15 protein-coding genes and 1 tRNA gene are annotated in these 19,838 nt (G+C 66.3%); 7 read left to right on the top strand and 9 right to left on the bottom strand.

The features are described 5' to 3' along the window. Nucleotides 1-85 precede the first annotated feature (85 nt). The 5 genes from GRI72_RS06505 (at nucleotide 86) to GRI72_RS06525 (ending at nucleotide 2,948) form a co-directional block, all read left to right on the top strand. On the top strand, nucleotides 86-700 hold the full coding sequence (locus tag GRI72_RS06505; RefSeq protein WP_160733105.1) for a Maf family protein: 615 nt from the start codon (nucleotides 86-88) through the stop codon (nucleotides 698-700). Beyond that, nucleotides 693-1,664 (top strand): Rne/Rng family ribonuclease, encoded by a 972-nt coding sequence (locus GRI72_RS06510; protein ID WP_160733106.1) that lies wholly within the window; start codon nucleotides 693-695, stop codon nucleotides 1,662-1,664. The genes GRI72_RS06505 and GRI72_RS06510 overlap by 8 nt, the downstream gene beginning before the upstream one ends. Then, nucleotides 1,661-1,828, top strand: coding sequence for a DNA gyrase inhibitor YacG (locus tag GRI72_RS06515; RefSeq protein ID WP_160733107.1), 168 nt, complete (start codon nucleotides 1,661-1,663; stop codon nucleotides 1,826-1,828). Before GRI72_RS06510 ends, GRI72_RS06515 begins: the two co-directional genes overlap by 4 nt. Before the next feature lie 88 nt (nucleotides 1,829-1,916). Next, nucleotides 1,917-1,992 (top strand) — tRNA-Phe (locus tag GRI72_RS06520). An 89-nt stretch (nucleotides 1,993-2,081) separates the two neighbouring features. Continuing rightward, entirely contained in the window at nucleotides 2,082-2,948 is an 867-nt protein-coding gene (locus GRI72_RS06525; protein ID WP_160733108.1) for a hypothetical protein, read from the top strand. A 104-nt stretch (nucleotides 2,949-3,052) separates the two neighbouring features. Here the strand turns inward: GRI72_RS06525 and GRI72_RS06530 are convergent, their stop codons facing one another. The 4 genes from GRI72_RS06530 to GRI72_RS06545 form a co-directional block, all read right to left on the bottom strand. Next, nucleotides 3,053-3,241: a hypothetical protein gene (locus GRI72_RS06530; protein ID WP_160733109.1), complete on the bottom strand. Its 189-nt coding sequence runs from the start codon at nucleotides 3,239-3,241 to the stop codon at nucleotides 3,053-3,055. A gap of 47 nt (nucleotides 3,242-3,288) precedes the next feature. Then, nucleotides 3,289-6,747, bottom strand: coding sequence for a P-loop NTPase fold protein (locus GRI72_RS06535; protein ID WP_237486912.1), 3,459 nt, complete (start codon nucleotides 6,745-6,747; stop codon nucleotides 3,289-3,291). A gap of 23 nt (nucleotides 6,748-6,770) precedes the next feature. Continuing rightward, nucleotides 6,771-8,588, bottom strand: coding sequence for a translation elongation factor 4 (gene lepA, locus GRI72_RS06540; RefSeq protein WP_160733111.1), 1,818 nt, complete (start codon nucleotides 8,586-8,588; stop codon nucleotides 6,771-6,773). A 78-nt stretch (nucleotides 8,589-8,666) separates the two neighbouring features. Beyond that, on the bottom strand, nucleotides 8,667-11,315 hold the full coding sequence (locus tag GRI72_RS06545; protein ID WP_160733112.1) for an EAL domain-containing protein: 2,649 nt from the start codon (nucleotides 11,313-11,315) through the stop codon (nucleotides 8,667-8,669). Between the two features lie 259 nt (nucleotides 11,316-11,574). On the opposite strand from GRI72_RS06545, the gene GRI72_RS06550 reads away from it, so the two are divergent. Further along, nucleotides 11,575-12,891 (top strand): FAD-dependent oxidoreductase, encoded by a 1,317-nt coding sequence (locus GRI72_RS06550; RefSeq protein ID WP_160733113.1) that lies wholly within the window; start codon nucleotides 11,575-11,577, stop codon nucleotides 12,889-12,891. Between the two features lie 73 nt (nucleotides 12,892-12,964). Here the strand turns inward: GRI72_RS06550 and dnaN are convergent, their stop codons facing one another. The 5 genes from dnaN to tpiA all read right to left on the bottom strand — a co-directional run bounded on the left by dnaN (nucleotide 12,965) and on the right by tpiA (nucleotide 17,701). Beyond that, on the bottom strand, nucleotides 12,965-14,092 hold the full coding sequence (gene dnaN / locus GRI72_RS06555; protein ID WP_160733114.1) for a DNA polymerase III subunit beta: 1,128 nt from the start codon (nucleotides 14,090-14,092) through the stop codon (nucleotides 12,965-12,967). A 215-nt stretch (nucleotides 14,093-14,307) separates the two neighbouring features. Beyond that, complete coding sequence (gene fabG / locus GRI72_RS06560) at nucleotides 14,308-15,060, bottom strand: 3-oxoacyl-[acyl-carrier-protein] reductase (RefSeq protein ID WP_160733115.1); 753 nt, start codon at nucleotides 15,058-15,060, stop codon at nucleotides 14,308-14,310. Continuing rightward, complete coding sequence (gene fabD, locus GRI72_RS06565) at nucleotides 15,060-15,998, bottom strand: ACP S-malonyltransferase (RefSeq protein ID WP_160733116.1); 939 nt, start codon at nucleotides 15,996-15,998, stop codon at nucleotides 15,060-15,062. The genes fabG and fabD overlap by 1 nt, the downstream gene beginning before the upstream one ends. A gap of 26 nt (nucleotides 15,999-16,024) precedes the next feature. Then, the gene (locus tag GRI72_RS06570; RefSeq protein ID WP_160733117.1) at nucleotides 16,025-16,861 is read right to left on the bottom strand and encodes an LD-carboxypeptidase; all 837 of its coding nucleotides are present in this window, start codon (nucleotides 16,859-16,861) and stop codon (nucleotides 16,025-16,027) included. A gap of 75 nt (nucleotides 16,862-16,936) precedes the next feature. Then, a complete protein-coding gene (gene tpiA, locus GRI72_RS06575) occupies nucleotides 16,937-17,701 on the bottom strand; it encodes a triose-phosphate isomerase (protein WP_160733118.1) in 765 nt (254 codons plus the stop codon). Between the two features lie 201 nt (nucleotides 17,702-17,902). Here tpiA and GRI72_RS06580 point away from each other — a divergent pair, with 201 nt between their 5' ends. Beyond that, a complete protein-coding gene (locus GRI72_RS06580; protein ID WP_160733119.1) occupies nucleotides 17,903-19,837 on the top strand; it encodes a peptidylprolyl isomerase in 1,935 nt (644 codons plus the stop codon). Nucleotide 19,838 lies beyond the last annotated feature (1 nt).

Genomic DNA, 19,838 nt, shown 5'->3' on the forward strand with positions numbered 1-19,838 from the left:
AAGGCCGCCCTGGGGCCGCTACCGGGGCCGCGACGAGAGCCGCGATGGGGCACGCGACGGGGGCCCGGGCCCGGATGCCGACCCGATGACCGATTTCTCCTCTCCGCGCCGGGCGGCGGGCGACCGCGCGCTGCCTGCGCTCCTCCTCGCCTCCGCCAGCCCGCGCCGGCGCGAGCTGCTGGCCCGCCTGGGGGTGGAGCCGGCCGGGATCGCCCCTGCCGATATCGACGAAAGCCCCCTGCCCGGCGAACTGCCGCGCCGCTATGCCGCGCGCATGGCGCGGGAAAAGGCGCTGGCCGCGGCCGATGGCACGCGCCACGTCCTCGCCGGCGACACCGTCGTCGCGGCCGGGCGGCGCATCCTGCCCAAGGCGGAGGACGAGGCGACCGCGCGCGCCTGCCTGCAGCTTCTGTCGGGCCGGCGGCACCGGGTCTTCTCCTCGGTCGCGCTGCTCCACCCCGACGGGACCCTGCGCGAACGGCTGAGCGAGACGAGCGTGCGCTTCAAGCGCCTCTCGCGCGAAGAGGTCGACGCCTATATCGCCGGCGGCGAATGGCACGGAAAAGCCGGCGGCTACGCGATCCAGGGCGCGGCCGAAGGGCTGGTGGCGTGGATTCAGGGCAGCCATTCGGGCGTGGTCGGCCTGCCGCTGTTCGAAACGCGCGCGCTGCTCAAGGCGGCAGGGTTCGCCCTTGGCTGACTGGCTGGTCGAGGAAGGGATCAGCGAACACCGCGCGGTGCGGATCGCCGATGGCCGGATCGTCGAGGCGCACGTCGAATGGCCCGGCCGGGCGATGCCGGGCCAGGTGCTCGAGGGCCGCCTGCTCGCGCGCAACGCCGGCGGATCGCGTGGGAGAGTGGCCCTGCCCGGCGGCGAAGAGGCGCTCGTCGGCCGCCTGCCGCGCGACGCGGCCGAAGGGGCCGGCCTGCGGGTCGAGATCGTGCGCGCCGCGATCGGGGAACGGGGCCGCAGCAAGCTGGCGCAGGCCCGGCCGAGCGCCGCGGAACCGGCCGCGCCCACGCTGGCCGAGCGCCTTTCCGCCGCCGGCCGCGCGGTGCGCGTGGTCCACGCCTTCCCCCCCTGCGACTGGGACGAGCTCGTCGGCGAGGCGTTCGACGCGCGGATCGACTTCGCCGGCGGCACCCTGCTCCTCGCCCCGACGCCGGGCATGACCGTGATCGACATCGACGGGGCCTTGCCGCCGCGCGAACTCGCGCTCGCCGCCTGCGCCCCGATCGCCGCCGCGCTGCGCCGTTTCGGGCTGGGCGGGACGGTGGCGATCGATTTCCCCACCCTCTCCGCGCGGGAGGATCGCCGCGCGGTCGACGCGGCGCTGGGCGCGGCGCTGGAAGGCTGGCCGCACGAGCGCACGGCGATGAACGGCTTCGGCCTCGTCCAGATCGTCGCGCGGCTCGAACGGCCCTCGCTCCTCCACCTCGCGCATGTCGCGCCCGCCGCCCTTGCCGCGCGGCGCCTGCTTCGCCGGGCGGAACGGGTGGCGGAGCCGGGCGCGCTGCTGCTCGCCTGCCACCCGGCGGTGGCCGCGCAGCTTGCCCCGCCCTGGCTGGAGGAGCTGACCCGCCGCACGGGCCGCGCGGTGCGGATCGAATCCGACGCCACCCTTGCCCCGGAGGCCGGTTTCGCGCAGGCGGTGGCGGCATGACCAAGCCCCGCCCCTGCCCGATCTGCAAGAAGCCGCGGCGCGAGGAATTCGCCCCCTTCTGCTCCGCCCGCTGCCGCGACCGCGACCTCGCCCAGTGGTTCAACGATGGCTATGCCGTCCCGGGCCGCCCGGCGTCCCCGGACGAGATCGCGCGCGAGGACTGATTCCCCCCTTGCCAAGCCCGGCAGCCTTCGCCATAGGGCCGCTTCCAACCGCTCGCCGGCCTTTTCCGAAGGGTCGTTCGCAGAGTGCGCCCAGGTAGCTCAGTTGGTAGAGCATGCGACTGAAAATCGCAGTGTCGGCGGTTCGATTCCGTCCCTGGGCACCATAGCCCTCCCCCCGGCGCTCCCCCCCTCCTGCCCCGCGCGGGCAAAAATTCATTTTCCTACACGGCGGAATTTTGCTCCACCCTGCCGGATGACCCGCCGCACCGACAACCGCGAGACGCGCCTGCCGCTGGACGAGATCGTCGCCGGCGGGGGCGAGCTGCCCGCCTTCACCCCCGTTCCGCGCAAGTGCCGCCGCCACGACGGCTGGACCGAGACGCGCCAGCGCCGCTTCATCGAGGCCCTGGCCGATACCGGCAGCGTCGATGCCGCCTGCCGCGCGGTGAACATGAGCACGGTCGGCGCCTATCACTTGCGCCGCCAGCCCGGCGCCGAGAGCTTCCGCAAGGCGTGGGAGGCCGCGCTCGACCTCGGCGTCCGGCGGATCGAGGACGTCGCGATGCAGCGCGCGCTGCACGGGGTGGAAGTGCCGGTCTATTCCTACGGCAAGCTGGTCGGCACCCGGCGCAGTTACAACGACCGGCTGCTGATGTTCATGCTGCGAAACCGCGCCCCCGGCCGCTTTGCGGAAGGCAAGGCGAAAGGCCTGAACGCGATCGGCAAGATGGAGCTGGAGCGGCTGAAGAAGCAGTGGCGCGCCGAGTGGGAGGAGGAGAAGCGGCGCGAGGGCACTTACGAGCACGAGGACGAGGTGCTCGCCAGCATCGACCGCAAGCTGGGCCAGATGCGCGAACGCCGCCTGTTCCACATGAGCCCCCGCACCCGCGCCCTGCTCGAAGCCTACGAAGCCGCCCACCGCGAAGACGAGGCGAACGGCTACAACCCCTACGAAGACCCGGAACACCCGGCCTATATCGAGCGAAACGCACAAGCCCCCACCCCGCTCCCCGAACTCCCAGCCCCGGCGGAGGAGGCGGGCGACGAGAACAGCGAAGCCGAACCCCCGCCCCCCGAAACAGGCCCCCGCATCAGGACGCTAAAGGACGGCGAGTGGTGACCCACCCCTCCCGCCAGCGGGAGGGGTCTGCGGCGGGCCTGCCCCCCACCCACGACGCCTGAAAAGCCCCGGTCGGCGTTTGAGGGCGCAAACAAAAAATCCAGCTATCGCTTGAAGCAATGCTCCCGATGCCACCCGAGAAACGCCGGATGCGGCCGCATCGCCAGCCGGTCGCGCGCGAGCGCCTTCCCGGACTTGTTGATGATAGCCTCCACGCTCGGGCGGTCGTTGACCTGCCGCGAGATCAGGATGTCAAGATCGTCCGACAGGCCGATCAGCCCCCGGTCGAACATCCAGTGCGCGGTGCTGGTTTCCAGATGCGGCCATGCTAATGGCCTGCCTATTCCGGCTGTTCTGCTTCCGTCTTGTTAACAGGGAAGCCCAAGAGCTTTCGAATAGACACTTGCCCCTCGTCTGTATCACCTTCCAGACCTTCAACAAACTCTCTCAGTTGGCCGACAAGGTCTCGGTCTGCAGCTTGCATGCAATCTTTGAAGATGTCCTTCTTTGCCTCAATGAACGCCTTGGCTTCTGACGAATTCTCCCTCGCCAGAGGAAGCAAGTATCGTTCAACTGTCCGGTTGGGATTGGTTCGATAGGGTAAACGGTCTAGTATGGATCGGAGATGCTCGAGAGCAGCAGAAACCGCGCTGGTATGTGAGTTATGCCGATCGAAGAATTCGCTCTCAAATCTTCTTTGCGAGCTCGGCGGTAGAGATTTCAAAAGTATCCCGTAGTTCCGCTCCGATTTTTTCGGATCGTACGCCCCCGTCATAACTTTCAAAGCATTACTCATAAGGGGTTCAAAAAATTCTGTGGATGTAAGTTTAACGGGCTTAACCGTGTTTCGCTCGCACAGCAACTTCACCAATGCGCCATCTTCATCGAGTTCCTTCTGCCAACGAGCAGAGCCCACTGACTTCAGCATTTCGGCGATACTGGTCGTGAAGCTCTCCCATCCAATCTCCGTCCGACCTTCAACTTCCCTCAGCATTGACAGGGAAACGCGCCCGAGCTCTGCCGATTGCCAGTATGCTGCTACAGATGACGTTCCCACTAAGGACAACAGCGTCTGAAACTGTTCACCAAGGGCCTTCCTGAGTTTCAGAAAATTTGAAATGACGAAAGTCGCATCAGGCAGAGTTGCTTCGTTCCGAGCTAGCATGGCTCGAGCCACCGATTTGAACAGCTCACGGCCGTCTTCCTCGGAACATGCATGCTTCAACACGTATTCGAAGGCCGCTGTACGGTTAGCGATTTCCGCAATGGAGTTCACAAAGTCTGGCTCGAGTTCGCTGGTAGTTAGTTTCGCCCGGAACCAGTTGTACTCAGTCAACATATTCCCGAAGATTGGCGCCTGTTGCGGTTGCGGCATTCCTGGTTGTTCGTGCTTGTACTCGCGCATGGCCAGCCAGAAGAATAGGGCCGTCGCATGACCTCGAATCTTTCCTCCATCTTTGTCGGCATGATAGGCATAATACATCGGCGCGCCGGATTGGAAGAAGTCTTGAAGCGCTGTTGTGGCGGGCTCGTTACCGATGGGAACCGCGCTTTGGAGCACGTCCACTGTTTTAATAAGCGCTCTGAACTCGTCTGTGCTAATGTCGAGCTTCTTCGCCTTTGCGTTCTCTAAGGCAACCTCAAGCAGATGGACGCATTGCTCTACATCAAACAGGTGCGACAGCTCAGCCCACATGTAGGAAAAGAAGTCACTTCCCGTTGCATACTGGTCGAGCGCTGCAACGATGTCCTTTTCATTCGCAGGTCTTTTGAACTGGCGAATGTGGTAGTCGGTTTCATCACAATCAAGCGCCGCGCCTAGGACCGCAGCGGAACCTGAAGGCAGCACAATTGTCGGCAGCACCTTGCTCACCGCGTCTGTGCCCTTCGCCGACTTCACGGCATCACAGATCGCCGCGACGATCTTGATCCAAGACCGCCCATGCTGAAGTGTCTGCTTCGCGGGTTCTGCGGGTAGTCCAGCATTTATCGCTCGGACCATGGCTCCCACGAAGCTGGGCAGTGTAGCCTCTTCGATGAAGGCAGAAGCCTTCCATAGTCCTGACAAACTCGGCATCTGAGCGAAGGGGAAGGCCTTCACCGCCTGTAATGTTGTTGCCAACGTCTTTTGGCTGTACTCCAAGTCTGTGCGATCGATGTTGACTGCTGCAATATTCGAAATGGCCGCGCTGAGCTCCGTCAGATTCTCGGACCCCCAGTCCTGGCTCAATTCATCGACGAGCCTGTTCAAGTTCTCCGCAAATCCATTCACGGATGCGGAATCTGCGAGTTCTTGAAGCAAGTCCGGCTGATCTACCGTCAAAGCTCGTTGGATTTGAACGTGCGAGAGAACCTGGAAGGCTAAATCGCGATCGACATTGTACGCTAATGAAGCCAGATCTCGGAAAATGTCGGGCTGGTTCGCGAGCTGAACCATCCGAGGATCGATCGTATCGCTGGACCGCAAACTACCCGGGTCGGAAAGAAGCTTTGTCTTGTTCGCGACAAATACCGCGACAGACTCGGGTGCGATAGCGCCCTCCCACTGTTCCCAATAGCTTGCTACATCGTTGATAAACGATATCACCTGGCGTGGTGTCGGAGGTGCATTCGAGGACTCGATGTTTAAATTGAAAATGCGGTAAATTCTTTTGATCGAGTCTAGAGAGATTTGATCTCCGACACTTGCAATGAACTTTTCTCGAAAGAACGTTGACGCGTCTGAAAGTACCGGAGGCGAAACATTGAACACGATATCGAACGATTTTCTGAACACATCGCCAGCAATGATACTCGACTCGCTTGGAGGCGGCGAAGCACATTCGCCGCCCATAGCGCTGAGCGCAATTCGTTCAGCATACGGCACGATGGCTATGATGCTTCCATCGGTCTCAGCGCCGAAGTGTTCACCATAGAAGACTCCTCGAACTTCAGACCATACGTCCGGAATTCGCTTCGATGGCAGCCGGTCTATGTTGTCGAAAACTACTATCAAGCGATTCTGATTGTCCTGCAGCCTCGCCGAAATCTCTCTGAATATCTTTGTAAATTCATATTGAGTCGGATCTTCGTCCCGTATTGTCTGATTTACCCGCCTCACCTCCGCGTCTCGCGAAAAGATCGAGATCACTTGCGAAAACGCTTCTACCCAACGTGCCGACGTCCGCTCTGAAGGCAAGCGCCTCCAGACGGCTATGAGGAATGACACAACATAGATTCCAAGCAATATGCCCGCCGCTGCGGCACCCGCGTTGAACTTGACCGCGCCAGTGGAATCTCGGAGCGCTGTCGGCGCAAGCCACAAATACAAAAGCGGCGTCAGGTATAGAAATATAACAGTAAAGAGTCCAAACTTACTGAATTTCTTGTAATTGTTTGTTTCTATCTTTTGATTTTTGCTTTCGATCTTCCTACGCCATTCGTCAATAGCGCTTCCTTTATCAGGGAACTCCTTCGAACCCCAGCTCAACAATGCTTCGAGAAATGCTCTTCGGAAATGTCCGGTCTGGTTCGCCCAAAGATCGAATGTAAATATGTGATACGTGCGTCCCGCATCAACCTCAGCAAGCGCCGTCTTAGCCATTCGGACGATGGAGGATTTGCCTGAGCCCCATGAGCCTTCGATTCCGACAGCGTGGTCGCCGGACCTAAACTGTGAGATGGCCCTTGCAAGAGCATAGGCGGTCCGTGCGTGTCCGCGGCCAGAGAATTGATCTGTCTCGGTCGGGCTATCCTGAAGTATAGTCCGACGTACGGCTCTATTCTTGTCGTCTGATTGGCCTGACACTCTTCCCCCCATCTCGTCAGGAACAAGACCGGATCTCACTCCTCCCCCATCCGCAGCGCCGCGATAAACGCCTCCTGCGGGATCGACACATTGCCATACTCCCGCATCCGCGCCTTCCCCTTCTTCTGTTTTTCCAACAGCTTTTTCTTGCGCGTGATGTCGCCGCCGTAGCATTTCGCCGTCACGTCCTTGCGCAGCGCGGCGATCGTCTCTCTCGCGATGACCTTGCCGCCGATCGCGGCCTGGATCGGGATCTTGAACAGGTGGCGCGGGATCAGGTCCTTCAGGCGCTCGCACATGCCGCGGCCGCGCTCTTCGGCGACCGAGCGGTGGACGATCAGCGACAGGGCATCGACCGGCTCGTTGTTCACCAGGATGTTCATCTTGACGAGGTCGCCCTCGCGCAGGCCGATCTGCTCGTAATCGAAGCTGGCGTAGCCGCGGCTGATCGATTTCAGGCGGTCGTAGAAATCGAACACCACCTCGTTCAGCGGCAGCTCGTAGGTCACCTGCGCGCGGCCGCCGACATAGGTGAGGTCGGTCTGGATGCCGCGGCGGTCCTGGCACAGCTTGAGGATCGCGCCGAGGTATTCGTCGGGCGTGTAGATCGTCGCCTTGATCCACGGCTCCTCGATCCACTCGATCCGGTTGGGATCGGGATAGTCGGCCGGGTTGTGCAGCTCGATCGTCTTCGCTTCCTCGTTCTTCGTCTTGCCCAGTCGCAGGCGATAGACGACGCTGGGCGCCGTCGTGATCAGGTCCAGATCGTATTCGCGGCTCAGCCGTTCCTGGATGATCTCCAGGTGGAGGAGGCCGAGGAAGCCGCAGCGGAAGCCGAAGCCGAGCGCGGCGCTGCTTTCCATCTCGTAGCTGAAGCTCGCATCGTTGAGGCGCAGCTTGCCGATCGATTCGCGCAGCTTCTCGAAATCGGCGGCATCGACGGGGAAGAGGCCGCAGAAGACCACGGGCTGGACTTCCTTGTACCCGGGAAGGGCCTTGTCCGCCCCGCCCTTCACCGTGGTGATCGTGTCGCCCACGCGCGCCTGTTCGACTTCCTTGATCTGCGCGGTGATGAAGCCGATCTCGCCCGGGCCGATCTCCGGCAGGTCCACCCGCTTGGGGGTGAAGGCGCCGACCCGGTCGACCAGGTGCTGCGTGCCGCCCTGCATGAAGCGGACCTGCAGGCCCTTCTTCAGCACGCCGTCCATCACCCGCACGAGGATGACCACGCCGAGGTAGGGATCGTACCAGCTATCGACCAGCATGGCTTTGAGGGCTGCGTCGCGGTCGCCGGTGGGCGGCGGGATGCGGGCGACGATCGCCTCCAGCGTGTCCTCGATCCCGATGCCGGACTTCGCGCTGGTGAGCACGGCGTCGCTGGCGTCGAGGCCGATGATGTCCTCGATCTCGGCCTTGACCTTGTCGGGCTCGGCCGCGGGCAGGTCGATCTTGTTGATGACGGGGACGATCTCGTGATCGTGCTCGATCGACTGGTAGACATTGGCGAGCGTCTGCGCCTCGACCCCCTGCGCGGCATCGACCACCAGCAGCGCGCCCTCGCACGCGGCGAGGCTGCGGCTGACCTCGTAGGCGAAGTCGACGTGGCCGGGGGTGTCCATCAGGTTGAGCTCGTAGGTCCGGCCGTCCCGGGCGGTGTAGTTGAGGCGCACGGTCTGGGCCTTGATCGTGATCCCACGCTCACGCTCAATGTCCATGTTATCAAGGACTTGCGCGCTCATCTCGCGCTCGGTCAGCCCGCCGCAGACCTGGATCAGCCGATCGGCGAGCGTCGACTTGCCATGGTCGATATGCGCGATGATCGAGAAATTGCGAATAAGGCCAAGATCAGTCATCGCGGCCCCTTATAACCCCGGCCGGAAAGCTGCAACGACGGAGACGTTGGCTCGCCCCCATCGCAGCGGGAATGGCGGTCAGGCGCGGGCCTTGCGCGGCTCTTCCGCCGGGGGCCGGGCGCCGTCGATGTCGAGCGGGATCGGGCGGTCGAACTGCACGCCCATGCGGTTGTCGATGCACCAGCGGCTCGTCGCATCGACCGTCAGCGTATCGGACAGGGCAATGCGGAAGCGCGTGCCGACCGGGACGTTCCACAGCCCCTCCACCATCGCGCCCTCGGTCGAGGCATTGCGGACGGTGCCGGCGTAGTGCTGCCCCGCGTGTTCGAGCACGACCTTGCGCAGCATCGTCTTGCGCGGGGCGCGGGCCGCACGCGGGCCGACCGCTTCCATCGCGAGGCCGTTCGCGAGCCGTTCTTCCACCGCCTGGCTGCTCAGCGCCTTGTCGTAGATATAGCCCTGGACATGGGTGCAGCCGTGCTGGCGCACGAGGTCCAGCTCGTCGAGCGTCTCGACGCCTTCGGCCGTGACGTCCATTCCCAGCGCCTGGGCGAGGCTGGTGATCGAGGCGATGATCGCGCCGTTCCGGCTCCCCGGCCGCGTGGCGCCGCGCACGAAGCTCTGGTCGATCTTGATCTTGTCGAAGGGCGCCTTCTTCAGATAGCCGAGCGAGGAATAGCCGGTCCCGAAATCGTCGAGCGCCAGGCGCACCCCGATGCGCTTGAGCGCGGCGAACATCGCCTCGGTCCCCTCGTCGTCGTTGAGGAAGACGCTCTCGGTAATCTCCAGCTCCAGGCGCGAAGGATCGATGCCGGCCTGGGCGATCGCGTTCGTGATGATCGCCGGGAGCTGCGGACTGGCGAACTGGAGCGGCGAGACGTTGACGGCGCAGCGCACTTCCTCCGGCCATTCGGCCAGCGCGCTGCAGGCGGTGCGGATCGCCCATTCGCCGATCGCGGCGATGAGGCCGGTATCCTCGGCAATCGGCACGAACTTGTCGGGCGAGAGCCAGCCGCGCCGCGGATGATTCCAGCGCAGCAGCGCCTCGAACCCGGCAATCCGTTCGCTGCTCGCGTCCACCACCGGCTGGTAGAACAGTTCCAGCCCGCCGTGGGCGATCGCATCGCGCAGGTCCTGTTCGAGCGCATTGCGTTCCTCCGCCGCGCTGTGGAGGTCGCTGGAATAGAAATGGCACCGGCCCCGCCCGGCGTCCTTCGCGGCGTACAGCGCGAGGTCGGCGTTGCGGATCAGCGCCTCGCTGGTCACGCCGTGATCGGGCGAGACGGCAATGCCGATGGACGATCCGATCACCACCCGCTGCCCGTCGATCGAATAGGGCTGCGACAGGGCGTGGATGATTTCCTGCGCCAGGTGGCCGAGTTGTTCGTGTTCGACCCGGCCGGGGACGATCACCTGGAACTCGTCGCCGCCGAGCCGCCCCACGCGGCCCTGCTTGCCCACGGCCCGTTCCAGCCGCTGGGCGACCTGCTTGAGCAAGGCGTCGCCGGCGGGATGGCCCAGCGTGTCGTTGACGTGCTTGAACCGGTCGAGGTCGAGCAGGAAGATCGCGCACTCGCGCTCCCTTTCCTGCGGGCTGCAGACGATCTTTTCCAGCGTCTGCGACATCTGGAAACGGTTCGCCAGGCCGGTCAGCGAGTCGTACCGCGCGAGCCGCTTGGCATTTTCCTCGCTCAGCTTCTTCTCGGTCAGGTCGGTGCCCGAACCGCGAAAGCCGCAGAAATTGCGGAAACCGTCATAGACCGGCCGCCCGTTGATCGACCACCAACGCTCTTCGTCGGGAACGGCGGCCTTGACCGCCAGCCCCTCGAACGAGGAGCGGGAGGACAAGTGGAACGTCAGCGTCCGCTCGCCTTCGCGGTTCTCGTCGCCGAGATCGAACAGGCGCGAGAACGCGCGCCCGACCAGTTCGTCTTCGGCGCGCCCGAGCGCGCGCGCGACCGAAGGCGAGAGGTAGGTGAGCCGTCCGCGACGGTCGGTTTCCCAGAACCAGCCCTGCCCCGTTTCCTCGTAGTCCTGGAGAATGCTCTGCGCCCGGTCGCGAACGCGGGCGAGCGCGGCTTCCTCTTCGGCCCGCGCCCGCTCGAAACGCAGCTGGTAACTGGCCACGAGCCCGCTCGTGATCGCGGCGATCGCCAGGCCGGAAAATGCATAGAACGAGCCGTCCACAAGCGCCACAGGGGCCCAGCAGCCGAGCTTGCTCATGAAAACCAGCACGATCCGGTCGCTGAGAAGGGCGGCGAACAGGATATTGACCGTGACCAGCGCGGCGACGCCGATGCGCCAGTCGAGCGATCCCGAATACATCCACTCCGCCAGGCCGAACCCGACCCCGGCCGACGACAGGAGGACAAGCGCGACGGCCAGCCCCTGCCGGGCCGGAACGGGCAGCGCCGCGCCGTCGCCCCAGGCATTGACCGGGCGGCCGAGCGCAGCGGTCCCGATGCCGAGCAGCGCGGCGACGATGCAGGCGGCGGGCGGCGCGGAGAGCGCGATCACCCCGGAAATCGCGAAAGCGGCGGCGATCGCCACGCTCATCCAGGCAAACGGGGGCGGAACGATCGGCGGCGCTTTCGCCACCGCGGCAACCTTGTTGCGCTTGACCTCGCGCCGGTCGCGACGCTGGCGGCGTTCATCGGGCACGGCGCGCAGCGGCGGCTGGGCACGGTCCGGCGCATCGGCATGCGTCGCGGGACCGGCCCAAAGCATCGAACCGGGCGCCTCGGGCTCACTCGCGGTTCTTGCTGACGCCACCACCATGCCGCCCGCATGCGCCAGACCCCTTGAAAAAACGGTTAATCGAAGGGCAGGATTCGGCAATTTCCTGCCGCGCGAGCGCGCTTGCCAAGGCGCGTGGGCACGTGCATGAATCGCCCGTTCGGATACGGGCAAGAAGAAGAGGGTGCATGGCAGCCAGGGCGCAGCCGGTAGACGCGACACGCACGGCCCGCGGGCGGCCCGCCACCTGATGCGGCACCTCGCCATCGTCGGCTCGGGCCCTGCGGGCTACTACACCGCGGAAGCTGCCCAGAAACACTGGGGCGACGAGATCCGCGTCGATATCTTCGACATGCTGCCGGTGCCCTACGGCCTGATCCGCACCGGCGTCGCCCCCGATCACCAGTCCATCAAGGGCGTCAGCCGCCGTTACGAGGCCACGGCCCTGACCGAGAACGTGCGCTTCGTCGGCAATGTCGCGGTGGGGCGGGACGTCACCGTGCCCGAGTTGCAATCGCTCTACGACGCGGTCGTGTTCGCCACCGGCGCGCCCAACGATCGCGCGCTGGGGATAGAGGGCGAGGCGCTGCCCAATGTCTTCGGCAGCGCGGCCTTCGTCGGGTGGTACAACGGCCACCCGCAGTTTGCCGGGCTCGCGCCGGATCTTTCCGGCCGCCACGCGGTCGTGATCGGCATGGGCAACGTCGCGCTCGACGTGGCGCGCATCCTCGCCAAGACCGAGGCGGAATTCGCGGGGTCCGACATTGTCGCCCACGCGCTCGACGCGCTGCGCGCCGCGGCGATTTCGACGATTACCATCGTCGGGCGGCGCGGCCCGCACCAGATCATGATGACGCCCAAGGAACTGGGCGAACTGATGCACCTGGAACGCGCCAGTCCCCGCGTTGCACCGTCCGATCTTCCGCCCGAGGCCGATGACGCGCTGCTCGAACCCGGCCTGCGCAAGTCCGTCGCGCACTTGCGGAGCTTCGCCGCGTTCCCGGAGAGCGAGCGGGCGGACAAGAGCGTGGAGATTGACTTCGACATGTTCGCCAGCCCGGTGCGACTGCTGGGCAAGGACAGGGTCGAGGCGATCGAGCTGGAGCGCACCCGGGTCGAGGCCGGGCGCGCGGTCGGAACGGGGGAGACGTACACCGTCCCGGCCGATCTCGTGATCAGTTGCATCGGCTATCGCAGCTCGCCGATTCCCGGCGTCCCGTTCGACGAGCGCGCGGGCCGCTTCGCGAACGACGAGGGGCGGATCCTGCCCGGCCTCTATTGCGTGGGCTGGGCCCGGCGCGGCCCGACCGGGACGATCGGGACCAACCGCCCCGACGGCTTCGGCGTGGTCGAGAAGATCGCCGAGGACATGGACGGCGGCGCGCTCGGACCGCGCGGCAAGGAAGGGCGCGCCGGGTTCGACCGGCTCGCCGAAGAGCGCGAGATCGAGGTCGTCACCTTCCGCGACTGGAAGAAGATCGAGGAGGCCGAGGCCCGGGCCGCGCGCGAGGGCGCCCCGCGCGAGAAATTCGTCGATGTCGAGGCGATGATCCGCGCCCGCGAATAGGCCCGGCTGCCCGCGGCCCTGCCCGGGCGCCAATCCCGATTGAGCCGCCCGCCCCGCGGGCGGGCGCGGGCCGTCAGACCCGCATCGGCATCAGGACATAGAGCGCGGGGCTGCCGGCATCCTGCCGGATCAGCGTCGGCGCGCCTGCGTCGGCCAGGTGCAGTTCGACCGTGTCGCTGTCGATCTGGCTGAGGATGTCCTTCAAGTAATTGGCGTTGAAGCCGATCTCGAACCCTTCGGCCGAATAGTCGGCGGGCACTTCCTCGGCCGCGGTGCCGTTGTCCGGGCTGGTGACCGAGAGGATCACCTTGTCCTGGTCGAGCCCCATCTTGACCGCGCGGGTCTTCTCCGTGGCGATGGTCGCCACGCGGTCCACGCCTTCGTAGAAACTGCGCGGATCGAGCTTGAGCAGCTTGTCGTTCCCGGTCGGGATCACGCGGCTGTAGTCGGGGAACGTCCCGTCGATCAGCTTGCTGGTCAGCACCACGCCGCCCTCGCCGCCCAGCGTGAAGCGGATCTTGCTGGCGGAGAGATCCACCTGGACGTTGCCGTCCAGCGATTCCTCCAGCAGCTTGCGCAGTTCGGCCACGGCCTTGCGCGGCACGATCACGTCCGGCATCCCCTGCGCGCCGTCGGGCTGGTCGATCGTGAACCGCGCGAGACGGTGCCCGTCGGTCGCCGCGGCCTTCAGCACCGGCTTGTCTTCCTCCGACACGTGGAGGAAGATGCCGTTGAGGTAATAGCGGGTTTCCTCGGTCGAGATCGCGAAGCGGGTGCGATCGATCAGCTCGGCCAGGGTCTTGGCCGGGATCTCGAAACTGGTCGGCAGGTCGCCTTCGACGATGACCGGGAAATCGTCACGCGGCAGGGTCGGAAGCTGGAACCGGCTGCGGCCGGCCTTGATCGTCATCCGGTTCTCGGCCGTCTCGAGGCTCACCTGGCTGCCTTCGGGCAGCTTGCGCGCGATATCGAACAGCAGGTGCGCCGAAACCGTGATCGCGCCCGAGCTTTCGACCGAGGCGGCGGCCATGTTCTCCACCACCTGCAGGTCGAGGTCGGTCGCCATGACCTTCAGCGAGCCGCCATCGGCCGCCTCGATCAGCACGTTGGAGAGAATGGGGATCGTGTTGCGCCGCTCCACCACCGACTGGACGTGGCTGAGGCACCTGAGGAGCGTTGCGCGTTCGATAGTGGCCTTCATCGCGTATCAATTCCCCCTTTGCGCTCACGGACGTCGCGCTCTCAGACGGCCCGACGCCCGGGTGGGCGAAAGTCGGCGGAGACCAGGGTCCCCGGGGACGGGTCCGCGGCCGGAATCGCCCGCGAGCGCCGGAATGTTGCGAATATCCTTAGTCCCGAGGCCGGACGGGGCAAGGACCAAAGCCCCGCCGTCCCGATTCCTTGGGGATAAATCTGTCAGGAAAGCATCGCCATGCCGCCGTTGACGTGCAGCGTCTGCCCGGTGACATAGGCCGCCTCGTCGCTGGCGAGATAGGCCACCGCGGCCCCGATGTCCTCGCCCTCGCCCATCCGGCCCATCGGGATGCGGGCGTTGAGCGCGTCTTTCTGCGCGTCGGGCAGCTGGTCGGTCATGGCGGTGCGGATGAAGCCCGGCGCGACGCAATTGACGGTGATCCCGCGGCTCGCAAGCTCCTGCGCCAGGCTCTTCGACATGCCGACGAGGCCCGCCTTGGCGGCGGAATAGTTCATCTGGCCGGGATTGCCGGTGGCGCCCACCACGCTGGTGATGCTGACGATCCGGCCGCCGCGCGCCTTCATCATCGGGCGCGCCGCCGCGCGCATCAGGCGAAAAGCGGCCTCGAGGTTGATCCGCATGACCGCGTCCCACTCCTCGTCCTTCATCCGCATGGCCAGGTTGTCCCGCGTGACGCCGGCATTGTTCACCAGGATGTCGATCCGGCCCAAGGTATCGACCGTGGCCGGCACCAGTTCCTCGACCTGTTCGGGGTTCGACAGGTCGCAGGTGATTTCCACGTGGTCGCCGCCGACCTCGTCGTTGATCTGTTCGCGGAAGGCGCGCAGCTTGCCGCTGTTCGATCCGCTGAGCGCGAGGCGCGCGCCCTGCCGCGCCAGGGCATAGGCGATGGCGGAACCGATCCCGCCGCTCGCGCCGGTGACCAGCGCCGTCTTTCCTTCGAGCGAAAACATTATCCGATCTCCTTCGCGAGGGCTTCGATATCGGCCATCGTGATCACGCTGGTGGCCGGGGCTTCCTTGTCGATGCGGCCGATCATCGGGCCCAGGACCTTGCCGCCCAGCTCGACGAAGCCGTCGACCCCGGCAGCGCGCATGGCCAGGACGCTTTCGCGCCAGCGCACGCGCCCGGTCACCTGTTCGACCAGCAGGCGCTGTTCCTGCGCCGGATCGCTGACCTCGCCGGCGGTGACGTTGGCATAGAGCGGCAGGGCGAACGGGCCCGGCGCGGTCTTCTCCAGGGCCTCGGCCATGGCATCGGCGGCAGGGCGCATGAGATCGCAGTGGAAGGGTGCCGAGACCGGCAGCAGGACGCCGCGCTTGATCCCGTGGTCCTTCACCATGGCCACCGCACGCTCGATCGCACCCTTGTGGCCCGAGAGGACGACCTGGCCCGGATCGTTGTCGTTCGCGACCTGGCACACTTCACCCTGGGCCGCGGCATCGGCCAGGGCCCGGGCCTTGTCGAGATCCGCCCCCAGCAGCGCGCACATCGCGCCCTCGCCGACCGGGACGGCGGCCTGCATCGCGCGCCCGCGCAGCTTCAGCAATCGGGCCGTGTCGGCAAGCGAGAAGGCCCCGACCGCGCAGAGCGCCGAGTATTCGCCCAGCGAGTGCCCGGCGACGCAGTCGCCCTTCTCGGCCAGGACGATGCCGAACTCGCGCTCCAGAACGCGCAGCGTGGCGATCGAATTGGCCATGATCGCCGGCTGGGCATTCTCGGTCAGGGTCAACTGGTCTTCCGGCCCCTCGCGCATGATCGCGGAAAGGCCCTGCGACAGCGCCTCGTCGACTTCCTCGAAAACCTCGCGCGCGGCGCCGCTCGCCGCGGCGAGTTCCGCCCCCATTCCGACTTTCTGGCTACCCTGCCCGGGAAAAACGAATGCACGCATAACGATCTCCTTGTCGCGGCGGGCAACTATGCGCGGCCGGGCGCGCGGGCAAGCCCGAAAGGAACGATCTTGTTGCCGCCGTCGTGCCCGATATCGGCGAAACCGAGATACGGGATGCCGGCCCTGTCGCACCAGTAGCGGGCGATATCCTCCTCGCTCGAACCGAACGGGCGATCGTTCTCCGGCACGTCGCTGATCCGGCCGAGGCGCAGGCCGGCGATGCCCGCCAGGTGCTGGGTGACGTGGAAGAACAGGCGATCGACGGCGTAGAGGTGTTCGGACACTTCCTCCACCATGACGACGTGCCCGGCAAGATCCGGCATCAGCTCGGTGCCGCACAGCATGGCGAGGGTGATCAGGTTGAAGGCGACCGCGGGCGACCCCTCGCCGCCCCGCTCCAGTCCGCCTTCGAGGCCGTCGTCCTTGCCGCAGAGCCAGTCGAGCGCGCGCATCACTGCGCCTTCTCCCCCGTCGCGGCGGATGTCCGCCGCCATCGGCCCGTGCGCCGGACGGCCGATGCCCGCGCGGTAGAGCGCGGCGAGGAGATAGCCGGTGTCGGAATAGCCGAGGAAAGCCTTGTCGCGCGCGGCCGGCCCCATGCGGGCGACGGCATCGGCCGCGATCCGGTTCGCGCCATAGCCGCCGTGGGCGAACCAGACCGCGTCGAACGCCGGGTCGTCGGCACATTCTGTCAGCGCGGCAAGCCGCGTGGCGTCGTCGCCGGCGAAATGGCCATGGCGGGCGAAGCACTGCTTGTGAAACACCAGTTCGACGCCCGCGCGGTCGGCCGCGAGGTCGGCCACCGCATCGGCGTGTTCCCGCTCGAGCCGCTTGCCCGGCGCGCAGATGGCAATGCGTGTCATGTCGCGCGGACTAGGGCCAGCGGGACCGCGCATCAAGCGCCGGCAGGGGCTGGCTGCCGCGCGCGGCGGATCCGGTCAGGCCTCGTGCACTTCGGCAGCGGCGATGACGATGCCCATGAAGCTTTCCGCCGTCAGGCTGGCGCCGCCGACCAGCGCGCCGCCCACTTCGTCGGCACCGAGCAGTTCGCGCGCGTTGTCCGCCTTGACCGAGCCACCGTAGAGGATGCGCACAGCGGCGCCGTCTTCCTCGCCGAACAGCTCGACCAGCAGGGCGCGGATCTCGCGGTGCATGGCACCGATATCCTCCACCGTGGGGGTGCGGCCCGTGCCGATCGCCCAGACCGGTTCGTAGGCGACGGTCAGCATCTCGCCCGCGCGCTCCAGCGTGTCGGGAAGCGAGGCGCGCAGCTGGGCGGTGACATGTTCGACCGCCTTGCCCGCGTCGCGCACGTCCTCCGTCTCGCCGCAGCACATGATGACGCGCAGCCCGGCGGCGAGCGCCGCCTGCGCCTTGGCGCGCACGAGGGCATCGGTCTCGCCGTGGTTCTGGCGGCGTTCGCTGTGGCCGAGAATGACGAACTTGGCCCCGGCGTCGGCGGCCATCGTCGCCGAGATGTCGCCGGTATGGGCACCGTCGTCGGCCGGGTGGCAATCTTGCGCGCCCACCCCGATCTGCTCCACCTCGCGGTGGGTCGCGTGGACCAGCGTGAAGGGCGGCGCCAGAGCGACCTCGACCTTCATCATGTTCTGCGCCGCACGGTCGATCGCACGCGCCTGGGCCAGCATGGCCCGCGTGCCGTTCATCTTCCAGTTTCCAACGATGTAGGGCCGTTCGGCCATGACGAATCCCGCTTCCTTGGTCCCGATTTCAACGATTCCGGTCGCCGTTTAATATGGGGCGACGGGCCCGGCCTGCCAGATGCTTCATCTTGCAACGCCAAAAGCGCTGCCGACCTGTTGCCGGGAGGTCGCAGGGCGGATAAAGCGCTCGCCGCACAGCGCAACCCCTAATCGCACCTCGCCTACGGAACATCCCCCAGTATGCTTCAGTTCTTCCGCAGATTCTTCCAGTCGAAGCTCGGCATTCCGCTGACGCTGGCCTTCCTCGCGCTGATCGCGTTCGCTTTCGCCAGCAGCGATGTCGCCAATACCGGGACGTTCGGCGGGGTCGCCGGGGGCGACCGGGTCGCCGTGGTCGGCGGGCAGAAGATCGATTCGGCCGATCTCGTCGCCAGCGCGCGCGACGCGCTCGACCAGGTGCGCCAGCAGAACCCGAACATGTCGATGGAAGCCTTCATCGCGCAGGGCGGGCTCGACGACGTTCTCGACCAGATGATCGACCGCGCGGCGATCGCCGAATATGCGCGCCGCCACGGCCTGCGCGCGGGCGAAAACCTGGTCAACAGCGAGATCATAACTTTCCCGCAGTTCCGCGGCCCGAACGGGGAATTCGACACCACGACCTTCCGCCAGGCGCTGGGCGCGCGCGGCATTTCGGAAGCGACCTTCCGCAACGACATCTCGCAGGGCCTGCTGGCGCAGCAATTGCTGATGCCCGTCGTGTTCGGCGCCCAGGCGCCCGACAAGCTGGCAACGCGCTATGCCGCGCTGCTGCAGGAACGGCGCCGCGGCAGCATCGCCATGCTCCCGTCGAGCGCGTTCGCCCCCGAGGGCACGCCCGACGATGCCGCACTGAAGGCGTTCTACGACGAGAATCGCGACGATTTCATCCGCCCCGAACGGCGCGTGATTCGCTATGCCGTGTTCGGCCCGGAGGACCTCGACGCCCGGATCGAGCCGACCGACGAGGAAATCGCCGCGCGTTACGAGGAAGACGGCGCGCGCTATGCCGCCAGCGAAACGCGCCGCCTGAGCCAGCTGATCGTGCCGACGCAGGAAGCCGCCAACGCGATCCGCGCGCGCGTGACGGGCGGCGGATCGCTCGAGGCCGCCGCGCGCGAGGCCGGATTCGACGTTGCCGCCCTCGGCCCCCTGTCGCAGGCCGAATATGCCGCGCAGGCTTCCGCCGAGGTTGCCCGCGCCGCCTTCGCTGCCGGGCGCGGCGAGCTTGCCGCCCCGGCCCGCAGCGCGCTGGGCTGGCACGTCGTGCGCGTCGACGCGGTCGAGCGCACCCCCGCGCGCAGCCTCGCGCAAGTTCGCGGCGAAATCGCCGATACGCTGCGGACCGAGAAACGCCAGCGCGCCCTGGCCGACCTCGCCGCGAGTATCGAGGAACAGCTGACCGACGGCGTCTCGCTGGGCGACATCGCCGGCCAGCTCGGCGTGGACGTCGAAACGACCCGCCCGCTCCTGGCCAGCGGCGATGTCTATGGCGCGCCGGGACAGACCGCGCCCGAGGTTCTCGGCCCGGCGCTCGAGACCGCGTTCCAGATGATCGAGGGCGAGCCCCAGTTGGCGGAGATCGAACGCGGCGAGACCTATCTTGTCTTCGAGGCAGGCCAGATCGTCGAATCGGCCGCCGCGCCGCTGGCCGAAATCCGCGACGACGTGATCGCCGCCTGGCGCCGCGACCGCGGTGCCGCCGCGGCGCGCGCCGCGGCCGATCGCGTGCTGGAGCGAGCGAAGGAAGGGACGAGCCTCGCCGCCGCCGTGCAGGCGGAGGAAACCGCCCTGCCCGGGGTCGAACCGGTCAACCTGACGCGCCAGCAGCTGGCCGCGCTCCAGGGCCAGTTCCCCGCCCCGCTCGCGCTGCTCTTCAGCATGGCCCAGGGCACGACCAAGAAGCTCGAGGCGCCCGACGACAACGGCTGGTACGTGGTCGACCTGGACGAGATCGAGGCGGGCGAAGTGGACCGCGAAGACCCGGTCTTCGCCCAGGTGAAGCGCGAGCTGGGCAGCGCGATCGGCAGCGAATACGCCGACCAGTTGCGCCTCGCCCTGCGCCAGGAACTGGGCGTGGAACGCAACGAGACCGCGATCGAGGCGGTTCGCAAGCAACTGCTCGGGCAGAACTGAG

The sequence above is a fragment of the Pelagerythrobacter marinus genome (assembly GCF_009827515.1).
In the GTDB taxonomy this organism is placed as follows: domain Bacteria; phylum Pseudomonadota; class Alphaproteobacteria; order Sphingomonadales; family Sphingomonadaceae; genus Pelagerythrobacter; species Pelagerythrobacter marinus.